At 42.0% G+C, this 16365-nt stretch carries 17 protein-coding genes; 11 read left to right on the top strand and 6 right to left on the bottom strand.

Features of this window, described 5'->3' with window-relative positions:
- Position 1: 1 nt before the first annotated feature.
- A complete protein-coding gene (locus ND16A_RS07640) occupies positions 2 to 472 on the top strand; it encodes an HPP family protein (RefSeq protein ID WP_033077929.1) in 471 nt (156 codons plus the stop codon).
- A gap of 216 nt (positions 473 to 688) precedes the next feature.
- On the opposite strand, the gene ND16A_RS07635 is transcribed toward ND16A_RS07640, so the two are convergent.
- A complete protein-coding gene (locus ND16A_RS07635; RefSeq protein WP_033077930.1) occupies positions 689 to 1033 on the bottom strand; it encodes a winged helix-turn-helix transcriptional regulator in 345 nt (114 codons plus the stop codon).
- 138 nt (positions 1034 to 1171) lie between these two features.
- Between ND16A_RS07635 and ND16A_RS07630 the strand changes: the two genes are divergently transcribed.
- From ND16A_RS07630 to ND16A_RS07610, 5 genes are all read left to right on the top strand, one after another.
- Entirely contained in the window at positions 1172 to 1816 is a 645-nt protein-coding gene (locus tag ND16A_RS07630) for a cupin domain-containing protein (protein ID WP_033077931.1), read from the top strand.
- A 221-nt stretch (positions 1817 to 2037) separates the two neighbouring features.
- A complete protein-coding gene (locus tag ND16A_RS07625) occupies positions 2038 to 3297 on the top strand; it encodes an efflux RND transporter periplasmic adaptor subunit (protein ID WP_033077932.1) in 1260 nt (419 codons plus the stop codon).
- A 70-nt stretch (positions 3298 to 3367) separates the two neighbouring features.
- Positions 3368 to 4150, top strand: coding sequence for an ABC transporter ATP-binding protein (locus tag ND16A_RS07620; RefSeq protein ID WP_081945594.1), 783 nt, complete (start codon positions 3368 to 3370; stop codon positions 4148 to 4150).
- 2 nt (positions 4151 to 4152) lie between these two features.
- Positions 4153 to 6663, top strand: a complete 2511-nt coding sequence (locus tag ND16A_RS07615; protein WP_160173516.1) for an ABC transporter permease — start codon at positions 4153 to 4155, stop codon at positions 6661 to 6663.
- Positions 6664 to 6771: 108 nt separating this feature from the next.
- Complete coding sequence (locus tag ND16A_RS07610; RefSeq protein ID WP_033077973.1) at positions 6772 to 7779, top strand: adenosine deaminase; 1008 nt, start codon at positions 6772 to 6774, stop codon at positions 7777 to 7779.
- 123 nt (positions 7780 to 7902) lie between these two features.
- Here the strand turns inward: ND16A_RS07610 and ND16A_RS07605 are convergent, their stop codons facing one another.
- Positions 7903 to 8568 (bottom strand): DsbA family oxidoreductase, encoded by a 666-nt coding sequence (locus ND16A_RS07605; protein WP_052073125.1) that lies wholly within the window; start codon positions 8566 to 8568, stop codon positions 7903 to 7905.
- 54 nt (positions 8569 to 8622) lie between these two features.
- Complete coding sequence (locus ND16A_RS07600) at positions 8623 to 9504, bottom strand: glutathione S-transferase C-terminal domain-containing protein (protein WP_033077934.1); 882 nt, start codon at positions 9502 to 9504, stop codon at positions 8623 to 8625.
- A 286-nt stretch (positions 9505 to 9790) separates the two neighbouring features.
- Between ND16A_RS07600 and ND16A_RS07595 the strand changes: the two genes are divergently transcribed.
- Entirely contained in the window at positions 9791 to 10681 is an 891-nt protein-coding gene (locus ND16A_RS07595; RefSeq protein ID WP_033077935.1) for a LysR family transcriptional regulator, read from the top strand.
- Between the two features lie 71 nt (positions 10682 to 10752).
- Here ND16A_RS07595 and ND16A_RS07590 read toward each other — a convergent pair whose 3' ends face one another.
- Both ND16A_RS07590 and ND16A_RS07585 read right to left on the bottom strand, forming a co-directional pair.
- A complete protein-coding gene (locus ND16A_RS07590) occupies positions 10753 to 11286 on the bottom strand; it encodes an NADPH-dependent FMN reductase (RefSeq protein ID WP_033077975.1) in 534 nt (177 codons plus the stop codon).
- A 65-nt stretch (positions 11287 to 11351) separates the two neighbouring features.
- A complete protein-coding gene (locus ND16A_RS07585; protein WP_052073126.1) occupies positions 11352 to 12290 on the bottom strand; it encodes a DMT family transporter in 939 nt (312 codons plus the stop codon).
- A 400-nt stretch (positions 12291 to 12690) separates the two neighbouring features.
- Here ND16A_RS07585 and ND16A_RS07580 point away from each other — a divergent pair, with 400 nt between their 5' ends.
- The gene (locus tag ND16A_RS07580) at positions 12691 to 13488 is read left to right on the top strand and encodes a hypothetical protein (protein WP_033077936.1); all 798 of its coding nucleotides are present in this window, start codon (positions 12691 to 12693) and stop codon (positions 13486 to 13488) included.
- Here the strand turns inward: ND16A_RS07580 and ND16A_RS07575 are convergent.
- Positions 13485 to 14450, bottom strand: coding sequence for a GlxA family transcriptional regulator (locus tag ND16A_RS07575; RefSeq protein ID WP_033077937.1), 966 nt, complete (start codon positions 14448 to 14450; stop codon positions 13485 to 13487). The two genes, ND16A_RS07580 and ND16A_RS07575, sit on opposite strands and share 4 nt — an antisense overlap.
- Before the next feature lie 161 nt (positions 14451 to 14611).
- Here ND16A_RS07575 and ND16A_RS07570 point away from each other — a divergent pair, with 161 nt between their 5' ends.
- The 3 genes from ND16A_RS07570 (at position 14612) to ND16A_RS07560 (ending at position 16189) form a co-directional block, all read left to right on the top strand.
- A complete protein-coding gene (locus tag ND16A_RS07570; RefSeq protein WP_033077938.1) occupies positions 14612 to 15157 on the top strand; it encodes a cysteine hydrolase family protein in 546 nt (181 codons plus the stop codon).
- Between the two features lie 42 nt (positions 15158 to 15199).
- Positions 15200 to 15487 (top strand): LysE family translocator, encoded by a 288-nt coding sequence (locus ND16A_RS07565; protein WP_052073127.1) that lies wholly within the window; start codon positions 15200 to 15202, stop codon positions 15485 to 15487.
- Between the two features lie 414 nt (positions 15488 to 15901).
- Entirely contained in the window at positions 15902 to 16189 is a 288-nt protein-coding gene (locus ND16A_RS07560; RefSeq protein WP_033077939.1) for a GIY-YIG nuclease family protein, read from the top strand.
- Positions 16190 to 16365 lie beyond the last annotated feature (176 nt).

The raw sequence follows: 16365 nt of genomic DNA on the forward strand, positions 1-16365 counted from the left end.
TATGAATAAATTTTATTTAGCACTCTTCGCTGGTTTTGGCGCATCGCTTGCCATTGGTGTGTTGTCTTACTTTGATGCAGAACTTTCCACTATCTCGTTATTAATGGCGCCGTTTGGTGCAACAACAGTGTTGGTCTTTGGTCTGCCGGATAGTCCTTTGGCACAGCCCAAAAATGTGATATTAGGGCATCTGATCACGGCATTTATCGGAATTTTCTTTGTCGAATTCTTTGGTGTTACGCCAGTTACTCTTGCGCTAGCGACAGGCGTAGCGGTTAGTGCCATGATGATAACGAAAACAACGCATCCGCCAGCAGGAGCCAACCCTATTTTAATCATGCTAACAGGCCAAAGTTGGATCTTTTTGATTACGCCGGTTTTATTAGGCGCTGTGGTCATTGTTTTGCTGGGCAAAATTATGAAAAAGTTGCAGAACAGGTTCACAGCAAAGGCCGCACAGACAAATACGTAAAAGGGCTATCGATGGGTATATATAGAGTAGTTTGGTTTGCCTTCATCATTTCTCTCCTCTCTATCGTTTAAAAGTACAGTAGGTAGCACTGAATGATAAGGAGATAACACAGAGAATAAAAGTAGGTACAATCCAGTAAGCTAGCTACAGCAAGGTCTAATTTATTGAATAATAACGATATGTATATTTTGAGGATTACAATAGGCGTTGATGATATTATGCTTTTTCGCAGTCGATCTCTGCTTGAAGTTTTTCTAACTCATCCAATATTTGAATAAATTTATGGCCAAATTTTGTGACTCGATATTCGACTCTCGGCGGAATTTCATTGTAGGTTTTTCTCTCAAGAATACCAAACTCAATATTTCGTTTTAAACAAGTATTTAAAACTTTAGTGGTTAACCCTTCCACATTTCTCACCATTTCTCCTGGCCGACGAATATCATTATGAAGTAAGTTATAAACGGTCAGTGACCATTTGCAACCAACAATGGTTTCCACCATGCGTGCTGATTTCTCTGGTGCAGACTTTCGTGGAAATTTAATTGTCTTATTATTCATAAAGATGTACCTCAAAGTACTTACCAAACCATTTTGTGCGTACTTGGTAAAGGATTCATTTAACGGTATTATTACGCCAATAGTAGCAATTGTTATGTAGTCTTGTTGTTAAGATATCAAGCGTATAAAGGGAAATAAATGTTGAATATGAATTTTGCGGAAAAAGTGATCATTGAAACACACCAGCATCCCTGGATAGCCAGTCCTCATTCCGGTGTCTGGCGTAAACCCTTAGCCAGAGAGGACGCTGAAAGAGGTCATGCAACCAGCTTGGTCAAGTTTGACCCCGGTGCTAGCTTTAACGAGCATGATCATCCTTTAGGTGAAGAGATATTTGTTTTGTCGGGGACCTTTTCTGATCACACGGGTGATTATCATGCGGGCAGCTATTTTCGCAATCCTGAAGGGTTCAGGCATGCGCCTTTTAGTAAAGATGGCTGTGTTCTATTGGTAAAATTGCACCAGTTTCAAGCCGGTGATAACGAACATGTGATTATTGATACGCAAAAAACAACTTGGTCACCGGGAGTGGGAGGGTTATCTGTTATGCCGCTGCACAACTATAAAGGTGAATCTACCGCTTTGGTTAAATGGCCAAAAGGCGAGCGTTTTCAACCACACCGTCATTTTGGCGGTGAAGAAATATTTGTTATACAAGGTGAGTTTATTGATGAATATGGCCGTTATCCGCAAGGAACCTGGATCCGTAGTCCTCATTTCAGTGAGCATTTCCCCTATGTCGAGCAGGAAACGATCATCTTGGTCAAAGTTGGGCACTTATAGAAGAAGGCAACCGAGCAGCTCTGATCTACTCTCACTAAGCTGAAGAGCGCCTTGCTTACTTTTATCAAGGAAAGTTTTTCATCGACGAATGTTGCTGCTCATCCACATCAAACTGAAGTTCACCGATTGGCCCTGAAAAACAAATAAAACACCGTTAAAGTTCTGTTATCTCTAAAGTAACGGAATTACCGCCATGATAAGTGCTGGTATAACGGTGACCAATGCAAACTATTCTTGAATCACAACACGATGACAATAAGTCAAAAAAAACTTACTTCATTATTGCTATCGCGATTGTCATAGCGTTTTCTTTACTGGCATTTAATTCTTGGTCAAGCAAGGATAAAAACAGTGCCGAACTCATCCTCGATGGCTTACTTATCGCTACCGTTAAATCTGGCAACCTGATCCAAGACGTGAGGGCACCCGGGAATCTTATTGCCAAAAATAGGCAGTGGTTATCGGCTCGGGTCAGTGCAAAAGTCACAAAACGGTTACTTGAGCCGGGTGCGATTGTGACTCCAGACAGTATAATTTTGCAATTATCCTCACCAGAATTAACGCAACGATACAAACGCGTGAAAATCGACCATAAAGTTGCGCAAGCCCAGCTTGAGGCATTGCAAGAGACGCAATTAGCACAACGACATCAAAAACAAGCAGATGTAAAGTTACTGGAAGTTGAAAACCTGCAAGCGGTAGAAGATGCCGCAGTAAAAAAACAACTGCGAGCCGACAAAATAATCCCGTTATACCAATACAGTGAAGCGGTATTACGGGAAAAAAAATTAACTCTGCAACTTGAAATTGCTCGCTTTGAATTACAACAATTACCCCGATTACAGGCGAGTTTACTCAATGTCGAGCAAGCCAAAGTAGAGCAACAATTACTGCAAGTCACTCTGCTTAGCGAACAAGTAGAAAAACTTAATGTTCGTGCGCAAATTCATGGTGTATTGCAGAGCATTGCTGTTGAAGAAGGACAAGAGGTAGCTCAGGGAGTGACGTTGGCGCGGGTAGCAGATCAAAATAGCTTAAAAGCCGAGTTGCGCATCCAGGAAAGCCAGGCAAAAGATGTTCAAATAGGTCAAACGGTAGAAATAGATACCCGCCGCAGCAAAATAAGCGGCATAGTTTCCCGCATAGACCCTGCTGTGGTGAACGGTACGGTCACCATTGATGTGGAGTTGCCAGAACAGTTACCGAGTGAAGCACGTCCAGACTTAAGGGTGAATGGAATTGTCGAAATTAAACGCCTGGAAAACGTGTTAGTGCTGGATAAACCAGCCCATTGGCAAAACGCCAAAACCGCCTATTTATTCAAACTCAGCAATGACTCACACGCCATTAGAACCAAGGTAGACATTGGCGCCAGCTCTACCACTGCACTGCAGTTACTTAATGGTTTAAGCGCAGGAGATCAGGTGATTTTATCTGATACCTCGCAAGTTCAGCAATATCCATCGCTAACACTCAATTAACACATTCAATAACGAAAACAATAATTAAAACAACAGACAACAAGATAACTCAAATTTAGGTAAGCAACTAATGACTGATTCAAAAGCACTGATCAATATTACTAACCTTAGCAAGGTATACCGCACTGATGGCAGCCAAACCCATGCCTTAAGAGACATCGACTTAACCATATTTAAAGGCGATTATGTCACCATACAAGGGCCATCTGGCGGAGGAAAATCAACCTTGTTATCGATCATTGGTTTATTGGATAAAGCCAGTAGCGGTGATTATCAAATCAGTGACGTCTCGGTGGCAAAACTCTCCGCAGCGCAAATGGCGAAAGTCAGAAATAGAGAGATAGGCTTTATTTTTCAAGATTTCAACTTGATTGGTGACATGACGGTTAGCCAAAATGTCGAATTACCGCTGATTTATCGGGGTGTCAGTAAAGCGATAAGAAAAGAAAAAGTTGCGCAAGTTCTAAAAAGAGTAAATATGAGCGAACGAGCCCGACATTTACCGAATCAATTATCGGGCGGGCAGCAACAACGTGTTGCCGTTGCGCGAGCGTTAGTGGGCAGTCCAACATTACTGTTGGCAGATGAACCCACCGGTAACTTAGACTCAGTCAATGGTGATTCAGTGATGCAGTTGTTAACTGAACTGAACGAGCAGGGCGTAACCATTTGCATGGTGACTCATGATAGTCGCTATGCCCACTTTGCCAAGCGAACCGTTAACTTGTTTGATGGTGAAGTGATCAGCAATAGTATTAACATTGAACCGCATAGCTCTGAACAGCAAAGCAGAGAGCCGAACCCGCAAAATATTGCGGAACTTATGCCAAGTAAAATTCAGGCAGGGGCATGAGCATGAGTATGGCAAATTATGATGCACTTCCTGGGCCTGCGGATGAGAAAATTCAACATAACCTTGTTGGAAATGCCGTTGAAAATGTTGTTCTCGATATTCGTTATGCAATGTCCCGTTTCATCGCGCAACCGCTGACAACCATGATCATTATCATCACCCTGGCCTTGAGTATTGGTGCAACAACGGCGATATTTTCCGTAGTCAATGGCTTGTTATTTCAGGCAACCCCTTTTAAAGATAGCGACAAGCTGGTGATTTTACAGCAACAAGATTTAGCGAAGCAGCAAACCTACGGTTTCTCCGCCAGTGAAATGCTCGACTATCAACAGCAGTCACAAACTTTTGAAAATATGGCTGAATATCACAACATGACCTTTACCATGTACGGTCATGGTGATCCGATAAGAGTCAGAACCGGGGTGGTTTCGTCTAACTTTTTTAATATGTTAAATATTCGTCCGCTGTTAGGGCGTACTTTTACCGAGAGTGAAGATGATATTGGCGCCGAGCCGTTAGTGTTATTGACCTATGAATTTTGGCAAAGTGAGTTTGACGGGCAACAAGATATCATTGAGCAGAGTGTCGAGTTTAATAATCGCAGTCATAAAATCATCGGTGTATTGCCACATTTTCCACAATTTCCTGACGTCAATGATGTGTATATGGCGATCCCCTCATGCCCGTGGCGCAGCTCAGAGCATGCACTGTCAAACCGGGGCATGCGGATGATGTCGGGTTTTGCTAAAATCAAGCCAGACTCTAGCTTGCACGATGTAAACAGCGAAGTGGCAACCATAGCAAAACGCTTAAGCGGTACATATCCAGAGGCTTACGGGGAAAATGCCGATATAAGTGCCACCGCGTTATCCTTACATGACGAATTGGTAAAGGGTAGCCGACCTTACTTATATACGTTATTGGCCACAACGTTATTGCTGTTTTTAATTGCCTCAGCCAATGTCGCGAACTTAACCTTATCGCAACACTCCAAGCGCAAACGTGAGTTTGCGGTACGTTCCTCTTTAGGCGCGACGAAGGCAAGATTAGCGCAATTACTGTTAACGGAAAGTTTATTACTATCCTTGCTGGGCGGTGGCTTAGGGTTGATATTCGCCTTTTTGGGGCTAGATTTTCTCAAAGGTTTCGCCGCCAATTTTAGCTCACTGGCAAGTGAGATCAGCATTGACAGCACGGTCATGTTATTTGCGTTAGCGATTTCCACCATTTCAGGCACTATCGCCGGCATAGTGCCAAGTTTTAGCAAAATCAATTTGGTCAGCTCGCTCAAAGAAGGGGGGAAATCGTCTTATTCTACCGATCACGGAATTTTAAGAAATTCCTTGTTAATCTGCCAATTTGCGCTGTCGTTAACCTTATTGATCGCCGCCGGCTTAACGATTAAAAGCCTGAATAATTTGCAAAATGTTGATGTCGGTTTCAGCGCAAAAAATATTGATATTGCCCAGGTTGATTTAAACTGGACGGTATATAACAACGGCCAGCAAAGATGGCAGATTTCACAGCAAATTCTGCAAGAAGTTCGCAAGCTGCCTTATATCAGTTCATCAGCCCTTGGCATGACTTATCCTAACGATACCGTTGCTGGCAACTTTAATGGCATTCGTCAGGCAATACAACTTGATGACCGAGACTTTAATCCTGACGACGTGTTGCCTGATACCTTCGTTCGTCCGGTAACCGACGGTTATTTTGACACCATTGACAGTAACTTGCTGCAAGGCAGAACCTTCAGTGCGGATGATGACGATAAAGGGCCTAACGTCGCAATTATTAACGAGAAATTAGCGAAAAAATGGTGGCCGAATGACAGTGCCATAAACCATACCATATCACTTGATCAAGGCGAAACCTGGCTGACCATTATCGGGGTGGTTGAAAATATCCATGAAGCTGGCGCCGCGATTGCACCAAGTTTTCAAATTTACCTGGCAATGGCACAAACTCCGGTCCCTCATATCGCTATCTTGGCCAAACATGATGGCAATGCTAATGCTACTTTTACAGAAGATTTTAAAGACATTATTGCTCGCTTAGATAACCGTCAGCCGATATCTAAATTCGAAACTTTGCAACAAGCAACCGACAATTCCGTTGCCCTACAACGATTTTTAGCGCAATTGTTAGCGTTGTTTTCTGCCATTGCGTTGGTTATCACTATCAGCGGCGTTGGTGGGGTGATGAGCTATATGGTCAATCTACGTACCCGGGAGATCGGTATTCGAATGGCGATTGGTGCCGATAAAATTAAGGTAATTACTTTGATCCTGTCTTATGGCATAAAATTAACCGTTATTGGTGTAATTATTGGCATAGCCGGTGCTTACTTTAGTGGTAATTGGCTCAGTACCCAGTTGTTTGATATTAGCGCTTTTGATCTTGCTATCTATGTGACCGCGGTGACAAGTTTGTTGATTATCGCAACTTTCGCGTGTTTATTGCCGGCATGGCGAGCCAGTACAATCCCACCAATGGATGCTTTAAAACAATAATAGCGGATTTTGAAGAGTTTCGCGGATATGCGCTAAACTCTTTATATGCCTAACATTTTTTCCCAGCATAAAGGGTTAGGTAAATTTCAATTTATTAAGAGCTTATTGATGAAAGAATTTATCCAGTCTTTACCTAAAGTCGAACTGCATCTTCATCTTGAAGGTACGCTTGAGCCTGAACTTATGTTTGCGCTGGCAAAGCGTAACGATGTTGATATCCCATTTAATTCAATTGACCAAGTCAGGGATGCATACAGTTTCCACAATCTGCAGTCATTTCTCGACATTTACTATCAGGGCGCAAACGTACTGATCAATGAACAAGATTTTTTTGACTTGACCTGGGCCTATTTACGGCGTTGTCAAGGTGACAATGTTCTGCATACGGAAGTGTTTTTTGACCCACAAACACATACTGCACGTGGTATTAGTTTTGAAACCGTGGTTAACGGTATTCATCGGGCACTGGTGCAAGGTGCCACTGAGCTAGGCATCAGTAGTAAATTGATCATGTGTTTCTTACGCCATCTGGATGAAGAATCAGCGTTCAAAACCTTGCAGCAAGCACAACCGCATCGAGATAAAATTGTCGCTGTTGGCCTGGACTCAAGCGAAATTGGCCATCCGCCAGCCAAGTTTGAGAGAGTTTTTAAAAACGCCATAACTCTGGGCTTCTTAACGGTTGCCCATGCCGGTGAAGAAGGAGCAGCAAGCAATATTAGTGAGGCCTTGAACTTGCTGCAAATCACTCGCATCGATCATGGCGTTCGCTGCTCAGAAGATGAAACGCTAGTCAAACAATTGGTTAGTGAGCGCATCCCGCTAACCGTTTGCCCGCTGTCCAATATCAAACTCAAAGTATTTGACACCATGGCGCAACACAACATCGTCGAGTTGCTCCGCAAGGGGCTATGCGTCACGATTAACTCTGACGATCCCGCCTACTTTGGTGGTTATATGGTGGATAACTTTTCTGCTGTGGCGAACGCTCACCCGATGAGTAAGATGGAAATTGCTCAATTTACCTTTAATGCCATTGCGGCAAGCTTTATATCTAAAAGTGAAAAAGAGCGACTACGAATAGTGACTCAAAGCTATTTAGATCTACATCCGTAGCTAGTATTTATTGTGTTGTTGGTAGCGGCTTGAAAAACTTATCCTGCACTATGATTGTCAGCTATATGATAAACAGCTGACCTGGCGTGTCGAAAGATTGTGATCACAGTACCCTCAAATCAATTAATGAGCACATAATATTTCATAATCATTGCTCAGCTCTCGTTTTATTTGTTTTAATTGCTTACGCAACTCTTTTAAGGAAAGTGCTCCGGATAGCAGCCATTGATCATTTATGACCAATGACGGTGTTGACTGTATGTCGAACTTCCGCGCTAACTTCCTATCATTTTTTACTTCCCGAAGCCGGTCCTGCGAGGCAAAATCTTGCAGAAAGCGTTGTTTATTTAATCCCACTTCAACAGCAATATCTGCCAGAACATTTAGATCAGCAATGTTACGGTTCTCACTCATGTGCGCATGGGTAACCGCATCGAAATAATCCCAATACTCTTGTTGTCCACCTTGCTTCATCGCGGCTTTGCATGCCAATAAACCAGGCATAGAGGTTGGATATTCAAAGTTTTGTTTACGCATGCCCTCAACATTGATGCGGTTTTTATCATCGGCCATTGCGCATTGTTGCCAATGACCCAAAATAATATGCTTTGCCTGCTTCATCGAGCCAAATTGACTTTGCACTTCAGCTTTACTTGGCGATAGCGCAAAGGCATGGTGCTGAACATCTAGGTTTAATTCCGTGGTAAGTTGTCGTAACCGCGGCGACAACACGTAACACCACCCACAAATAGCGTCGTGAAAAAAATCGACTTTAAGTTTCTTGCTCATGTATCTTTCCTGTTTAATAATTCAATGTTCGTTTTAAGCCAGTAGCATTGGCATTTACCAAGATATTTCCGGTCCCGCGGGCACAATACCGGTTGGATTAATTTGTTTGTGTGAAAAATAATAATGAAGCTTCATATAATCTAAATCGATAGTCTCTCTGATACTCTCAATACTGACCAAATCCAGCATGTACTGATAAAGGTGTTCGAACGATTTAAGCGATTTTTTATTCGCTTTAAAATGTACTTCATAAACGGCTTCAAACCGTACCAATGTCGGCATTAAGAATAAATCGGATATGGTAATTTCACTGCCGTGCAAATAACGAGATTTGCCCAATCGTATATTGAGCTTCTCAAGCGCGTCAAACAGCACTTTACTGGCAGCATCATATGCAGATTGCTCGGTAGCAAAACCAAGGTGATAAACCTTTCGGTTAACATGCTGATGCAACCAATCATTTAGTGATGTAATTTCAGCTTTTAAGTTGTCAGGTACAAGCTCAACTTGGTTCTTCGCCAAAGGCAACCATGCAGTCGCTAAGTCCATTGCCATAGAGGCAGAGTCATCACCCATGATGATGTTTTCATTTTTATCCCAAAGAACGGGCACCGTTACTCTGCCTGTATAGGTAGGGTTTGCTTTTTGATACAAAGAGACCAAACTTTGTGTACCGTTCACACTATCTGGATTTTCATCATCAAATAACCAGCCATCAGCATAGCGCTTTGCTGCCACTGAAGACACGGATATGGCATCTTCTAAACCAAGGTAATTAATTACCAAATAAGGGCGATGGGCGAACGGGCAGGCAAGCGACATATATAAGTGATAACGACCTGCTTCTGGATTTTTGGGTAGATGAAAGACATCTTCTTGCAATAATTCATGAACGTCTTTATCTGGATACCATATTCCTTTCTCTAAAACAGCCATACCATGCTCCTGTTGTCTCGAGTAATTAAAAAATACGTTTAATAAGAGTATAGGAGTCAGCCAGTAATCGTTTTAATGCGTTACCTATTTTTATTCTGTCTTGCTCATTTATGCCGACATAAATAGTCATTGTGGTTATCCCCTTTAATTTGGTTGAGTAAACTTGATGTACTACCAAGTGCTTTTAACTGATTACAAATATAAAGGGCATCGATTAGTGGATAAACATTGCTTTAGTGATATGATAATTAACTACAGGTAAACAATCTGGCGGTGTGAGATACAAATGGACAAATTAAGGGCGATTACGGTTTTTCGGCGGGTGATTGAATTAGGTAGCTTTAAAGCCGCAGCCGAAGATATGGGCTTGTCGAAAGCCGCCATCAGCAAAAATATCAATGAACTGGAAGACTATCTTAAAAGTCCATTAATCAACCGTACTACCAGAAGAATGCATATTACCGAAAGTGGCCAACGCTATTACGACCATGTGCGTACTATTTTAGATGAGCTGACAAACGCCGACTTATCGATAATGGAATCGTCTGATAAGCTTAGAGGCTTGATTAAAGTCAGTGTTCCGATGTCTGTCGGTCTGTTGCAATTAAACCCGGCAATCTGCGAGTTTATGCAATTACACCCTGAGATTTCGGTTGAAGTGATCCTGAGCGATCAATATGTTGATCTGGTTGAACAGGGCCTAGATGTTGCCATTCGCGGCGGTGGAGATTTAAAAAATTCAAGCCTGAAATCCCGCAAACTTCTCGACATTAAACGTGTGCTCTGTGCGGCGCCTAGTTATATTGAACATGCAGCAGAGCTAAAGTCCCTCGATCAGCTTTGCTTTCATAATTGTCTTATCTATAGCTTGTCATCATCACCGAGACAGTGGCTATTTCGTAAGCAGGACGAAATTCAAACTGTCGATTTAGCGCCAGGTTCTTATGTGGTAAATAATGGCTTAGCGTTAAAGCAAGCGGCACTTGCCGGGCTTGGCATTGTGCTCACCCCCGAAATTTTTATCGATGAAGAATTAAAATCCGGTAAGTTGACCAAACTGTTACCTGACTGGGAAGCCGATAAGCATGCTCTTTATGCGGTTTATCCGTATCATAAAGAACAATCACAAAAGGTGCGTACCTTTATTGATTTTCTTATCGACTACTTTGTCAAATAAGGCTGTTGTTTCGAGTACATTTCTACCGTAGTCAGGATCAATTCTGCTTATGAGTCTATAACAAGTGGTGCTTACTTTAAGTGATTCAGGTGACTAACCGCATCTCTTAGTTTTTCATCAAGCTCTTGGTGGGTTAATTGTTGTTTTTCATTATCAAAATTGTCGAAGAAACTTGGTATTGAAAGGCTGGCTTTAACAATACCATCAAAGTATGGGGCTGATTGAATCGCAGCAGCCAAGACAGTTGATGCTCCCATAGAGCCAGGAGATGTCGCTAATAATACCATAGGCTTGTTTTGGAAAACCTTTGGCTCAATACGAGAGCACCAATCGAAAATGTTCTTATAGGCGACGGTATAGGAGCCATTATGCTCGGCAAAAGAGATGATCACGCCATCACTTTCCGCGATTTTGGCTAAAAATGCTTTCGCCAATTTGGGGTGGCCCAATTCTTCCTCTTTGTCTTGTGAATATAACGGCAATTCGTAGTTATTTAAGTCCAATATCTCGACGTTTACCTTGGTTAATAAACTTGCTGCATATTCGACTAACCGTTTATTAATGGATTTAGAGTGACTTGTAGCGGCAAAAGCAATAATTTTCATGACATGCTCCATCAGCATTAAAATTAACAAATTGGTATTACTCAATTGTAGCTGCACAATTACAATTATGATGCTTCACCTTTTTTAAAAAATTTTGCTGAAATAAATGTTTGCGAATTTTCCTCCGTTGTATTTTGCAGTTGCAATATGACCGTCGCAGCGATTGATAACAACATGCCTGGATAGACAACTGTCGGGATGCTTTGCCCTTCGATTATCCACATCAGAAACGCGACAAAAACCGGGCTTAAGTAAATATAGGCCATGACTTTTTTTGGCCCCAAGACCAGGGTGATTTTTTGAATGATGAAGGTAGAAGCTAAGGTTGCAAACAAGGCTAAATATCCCATATGAAATTGTAAGCTGGTGTTCAGCAGATGCCATTGGGTTGGCTGTTTAAACAGTACTAGCGCCAACAACATCCAAAACGCACCACCCAATAAGGTGCAGAACACAACGACCACCATTTCATCGCCACGGTAAAGCAATTTCATTGAGATAGAAAAACACACCATCGAAACACAGCCAGCGATAAAGATTGCATCTCCTTGATTGAGTGAGAACGCCAGCAGGGCATTTATATCTCCAGCAAATATCACCCAACTTGTACCGGCTATGCCCAATAGATAAATAAACAGCATTTTATTCGCAATTTTTTCTTTAAATGCAATTAAACTCAATATCGCGGTCATAAACGGTACTAAGGTATATAGAGTGCCGGTATTCAATGCTGTTGTGGCCTTTAAAGCTGCAAACATACAAATAAAAAACACCGAAAAGAACAGGCTCATAACAAGACCTCTCGGCAGTGCTTTACGAATTCCCGTTCTGTATTGTTTTTTTAATAACACCAAAGGCAACAATACAGCTGCGGCAATCACAAACCTTAACAGTGTTAATGAAAATGGGTTTATAACTGCTGATAACTTGGCCGATGACAGAAACGAACCAGCGACTAACAGTGTCACCAGCAATGCCAGAAAATGGTATCTTAAATTTTTCATAATGAACCTTATTGCAACTTACGCGTTAATACTTGAACGGGGTAGGTGAGGTGCCATCAACCTACCTTTGCTACTGAGCAAGATATCTATTTCCAATGAGTAGATAAACAACACTTCAGTAATTTCATAATTTACTGTCAGTAAACAGTTAATGTTGTTGCTAGCCCCTATAAGCAACATCTTCTGGCGGAATGACATATGTTTGATAAACAAATGGAAACTTTGTGTTGGGAGCTTAATGTTTCCTGAATTAAGTTATTAATGGTTGGAATATGGTTTTTGTTTACTGGTGGTAGACAGTAAGTTCACTGATATGGTGTTTTTCGACTATCCTTTGTACCGTAAACTTGGCTTCGTAAATCAATTTCATCTTTTGAAACGACATGAGGAGACACAAGTCATGAAAAAATTATTAAATTTAGCACTAATCACCGTGCTTTCAACCCTAACAGCAAGTCATAGTTTTGCTAGTCAAGATACCACCGAAGGGAAACTAACGCTTGCTTATAGTGACGGACGTAAGGCTACAACTGGCGTCGATAATGTAAATGCAGTATTGCGTTCTGTTGGGGTACGAGTCAGCACTCTGGCATTACCTAAAGCAGCAACGCCAATACTTGAAGCCTCAAAAACAAGGGCAATTACTGCCGCAGAAGGTGAACAATTAATCTCACTTTTTTCTCTGCATCGAGGCCAATTACTGGAGCAAATTAATCAAGCAGGTCGTAAACCAGAGGCGCATCGTGGAGGATTTTTATCAACGTCTGAAGTGGGTGTTGCCCCGTACCCAAAAGTGTATGATATGAAAGCAATGACACCAGAGGTGATGGCTTTTCTACAAGAAAAGTTCGGTAAGCTTCACGTCAATAGCGCCGAAAACGGTGTCGGCATTGATGAGGTAATGACCATAGTTTCTGGCGGCCCCTGGACATGGTTTTTCCTACTACCAGATAACGTTATTGGCAAACTTACCTTAAGCCATGTTGCAAACGGAGGCCAAGCATGGCGTATAAGTTACCCAGGTTTAGTCCCACATGGTGGTTATTTAGATGCCGAATACGGACTAGTAGTTGCTTACGCTCATGGCCCGAAAAATTTCGTAATGCGTTATGAAGATCCAAGTGTAGCAGGGGCAGAGCTATTGGGTACCAACTCTTGGATAGATTTTACCGGTGAAACTCCAAAGCTGCTCGATTAGTTATTAGGGGCCTTATAAAAGCGTTGTTTATAGTCATTGGGCCTAATTCCCAGGTGTTTTTTAAAGAGACGGTTCAACACGGCAATACTGTTAATGCCAACTTTACCTGCCACCTGGGTAATGGACAATTGCCCTTGCTCTAACAAGTGTTTGGCTCGGTCCACCCGGGATTTTTGCACATATTTTCCGGGGGAGAGGCGCAATTGCTCGGTGAATTGACGAGAAAAGTTACGGGGACTCATATTGACTCGTTCGGCCAGCAAATCAACGGTTAAATCTGCTGATAAGTTTTCATGAATATACGAACAGGCCAAGGTGATCTTATCATTGCTCAGGCTCTGCGCAAGCAGCAGCTCAGAGAACTGCTTTTGCCCACCCGGTCGATGATAAAAAATAACCAACTCTCGGGCAACGGCAAGGCTTAGCACTTTGCCGTGATCTTCTTCGATCAGAGATAAGGCTAAATCCATTCCTGCACTGATCCCTGCTGAGGTATAAATATTACCACTTTTAATATAGATTGCATCTTCTATGACCTCAGCACTTGGTATCAATGCTTGCAGTTCTTCAATACAGCTCCAATGCGTAGTAATTTTTTTGTGTGCCAATAATCCTGCTCGAGCCAATAAAAAGGCACCGGTACAAATCGACACAATGCGTTTTACTCGCGATTGTTGCTCTTGAATATATTGGATCAGATATTGCTGCTGGCCGAATTGTTTGACCTGTTGACCACCAATCAGGATCAAGCTGTCAAAACCTTCCAGCGATATCAGTTTCTTAGTCGTTAGTGTCATCCCCGAAATACTGGTGACTAGTCCACCTTGTTCGGATAATAAATGGCATTCATAGCCGGGTTTTCCGGCAAAAACAGCCAGAGAAAAAACTTCCATTGGACCGACTAGATCCAGAGCCTGAAACCCAGGAAAACAAATAAAAGCCACCTTCTTGATTTGTTGCATATTTTTCCTTATTCGCCCGAACCGTTTAGCCATGATTAATTGTGTAAGGGTAATTCAATAAGTGATTATGGCATAAATGGTCACTTGTATGTCATTTATGCCAAATGAAATTATCATAGACTTAACCTCACTTACCGACAAATAAAATCAACAGGAAAATTATGCAAGATGCCGCACTCTTGGTCATTGACGTACAAAAAGCTTTCGACGATCCTGCCTGGGGACCAAGAAACAATCCTAATGCGGAAGCCAATATCGCGTCCTTGCTAGAGTACTGGCGCAGTAAACAACGCCCAGTGATCCATGTTCATCATAGCGCTGAGGTATTAGCATCAAGGTTTCACCCTAGTCGAGTTGGGCACGATGCGAAGGCAGAAGGACAGCCACTTGCCGGTGAGCCGATATTTAAAAAGCTGGTCAATAGTGCCTTTATTGGCACTCAATTGGAGCAACACCTGCGCGACCAGCAAATTGAAAATCTGCTGGTAGTAGGTTTAACCACGGATCATTGCGTTTCCACCTCAGTGCGAATGGCAGCAAACCTCGGCTTTCAAGTCAGCTTAGTCTCTGACGCTACCGCTACTTTTGACCGTATGCTTGACGGAATTGAATACACTGCAGCGCAGATACAAACCGTTCATTTGGCCAGCCTTAACGATGAATTTTGTCAGCTAATCACCACTGCGGCGATTTTAACTAGCGATTAAGCCTTGGTGGGGCATTTAACTAGCCTATAAAAAGAGTTATTTATGAATTTTGATATTTGGATTGCGTTTATTGTTGCGACAGCAATTGTCACCTTATTGCCGGGACCTACTATGCTATTGGTCATGGCACATGCAATGATTTCAGGTTCCAAAAAAACGCTAATTACCGTAAGTGGAGTCATTTTGGCCGATTGTACTTTACTTGGTTTGTCATTGCTGGGCGTAGGAGCGGTACTTTACAGTTCAGCTCTGGCATTCAACTTGATGAAATGGCTAGGTGTTGTCTATCTAATGTATATCGGGATAATTCAATCTCTGCCACAAAGCTGAAATAAACATTGCTTGAATCTTTGTGTTTTGGGTTGCCCGGTAACTTCGCAAAGCAGAAGGTTTGGTTTAGGCTATTAATATTCAAGCACCGCAAAAATCTGAATACTGATTTCTGAAGAAAACTATAGGTAAACCCAGAAAGCAGACGTTTGAAACTTTTAAATTCCGGCTTTTCAGTTATTCGATTGGGTTCTAAAAAGGAAGGCAATATGTCAGGCTCGATCCGGTCGTTAAGTGCCATTGAGAGACGTTTAACCTTCAAGTGTCAGGGCATACTCCGAAACAATTAACCACGTCATTGCGGCGCAGGCCGCAACCCCCTTTCGGATATAGCGTGCCTATAAACAATTGCTTCCTCAAATTAATTTCAATTAAGCTACAATTAAATTTCATTCATTGAAAAGGAATTCAATCATGAAACAACCCGCAATCTATATTATTTCAAATGTTCACAATACAGTTCTGTACATTGGCGTAACAAGCAATTTAGTTCAACGAATATACCAACATAAAGAAAAGCTTATTGGTGGTTTTAGTGCTAAATACAACTTAACAAAACTTGTTTATTTTGAATTATTCAACGACATGGAAAACGCGATTGTAAGAGAAAAGCGATTAAAGCAGTGGCATCGAAGATGGAAAAATAGATTAATTGGAGGGGTAAATCCAAACTGGCGAGATTTATACCTTGATATTATTTGAGTTTATTTTTGCTAGCCACAGCATGCGTCAGGAGGTTGCGGCCTGCGCCTAACACCATTCAGTTAAGAGGATCGTGTTTTAATTGGGTAGCGAGTTTTACTTACTCTAACGGTCCTGTCTTTGGGCCGTTTTCTTTTTTCTGGCAGTATAAACTGTTTGACGTTCTCACGCATAGC

The organism is Thalassotalea sp. ND16A (assembly GCF_000764205.1).
In the GTDB taxonomy this organism is placed as follows: Bacteria; Pseudomonadota; Gammaproteobacteria; order Enterobacterales; family Alteromonadaceae; genus Thalassotalea_A.

Coding starts and splice junctions, on each gene's coding strand:
- ND16A_RS07640 (WP_033077929.1), top strand. CDS start 2: ATGAATAAATTTTATTTAGCACTCTTCGCTGGTTTTGGCGCATCGCTT.
- ND16A_RS07635 (WP_033077930.1), bottom strand. CDS start 1,033: ATGAATAATAAGACAATTAAATTTCCACGAAAGTCTGCACCAGAGAAA.
- ND16A_RS07630 (WP_033077931.1), top strand. CDS start 1,172: ATGTTGAATATGAATTTTGCGGAAAAAGTGATCATTGAAACACACCAG.
- ND16A_RS07625 (WP_033077932.1), top strand. CDS start 2,038: ATGCAAACTATTCTTGAATCACAACACGATGACAATAAGTCAAAAAAA.
- ND16A_RS07620 (WP_081945594.1), top strand. CDS start 3,368: ATGACTGATTCAAAAGCACTGATCAATATTACTAACCTTAGCAAGGTA.
- ND16A_RS07615 (WP_160173516.1), top strand. CDS start 4,153: ATGAGTATGGCAAATTATGATGCACTTCCTGGGCCTGCGGATGAGAAA.
- ND16A_RS07610 (WP_033077973.1), top strand. CDS start 6,772: ATGAAAGAATTTATCCAGTCTTTACCTAAAGTCGAACTGCATCTTCAT.
- ND16A_RS07605 (WP_052073125.1), bottom strand. CDS start 8,568: ATGAGCAAGAAACTTAAAGTCGATTTTTTTCACGACGCTATTTGTGGG.
- ND16A_RS07600 (WP_033077934.1), bottom strand. CDS start 9,504: ATGGCTGTTTTAGAGAAAGGAATATGGTATCCAGATAAAGACGTTCAT.
- ND16A_RS07595 (WP_033077935.1), top strand. CDS start 9,791: ATGGACAAATTAAGGGCGATTACGGTTTTTCGGCGGGTGATTGAATTA.
- ND16A_RS07590 (WP_033077975.1), bottom strand. CDS start 11,286: ATGAAAATTATTGCTTTTGCCGCTACAAGTCACTCTAAATCCATTAAT.
- ND16A_RS07585 (WP_052073126.1), bottom strand. CDS start 12,290: ATGAAAAATTTAAGATACCATTTTCTGGCATTGCTGGTGACACTGTTA.
- ND16A_RS07580 (WP_033077936.1), top strand. CDS start 12,691: ATGAAAAAATTATTAAATTTAGCACTAATCACCGTGCTTTCAACCCTA.
- ND16A_RS07575 (WP_033077937.1), bottom strand. CDS start 14,450: ATGCAACAAATCAAGAAGGTGGCTTTTATTTGTTTTCCTGGGTTTCAG.
- ND16A_RS07570 (WP_033077938.1), top strand. CDS start 14,612: ATGCAAGATGCCGCACTCTTGGTCATTGACGTACAAAAAGCTTTCGAC.
- ND16A_RS07565 (WP_052073127.1), top strand. CDS start 15,200: ATGAATTTTGATATTTGGATTGCGTTTATTGTTGCGACAGCAATTGTC.
- ND16A_RS07560 (WP_033077939.1), top strand. CDS start 15,902: ATGAAACAACCCGCAATCTATATTATTTCAAATGTTCACAATACAGTT.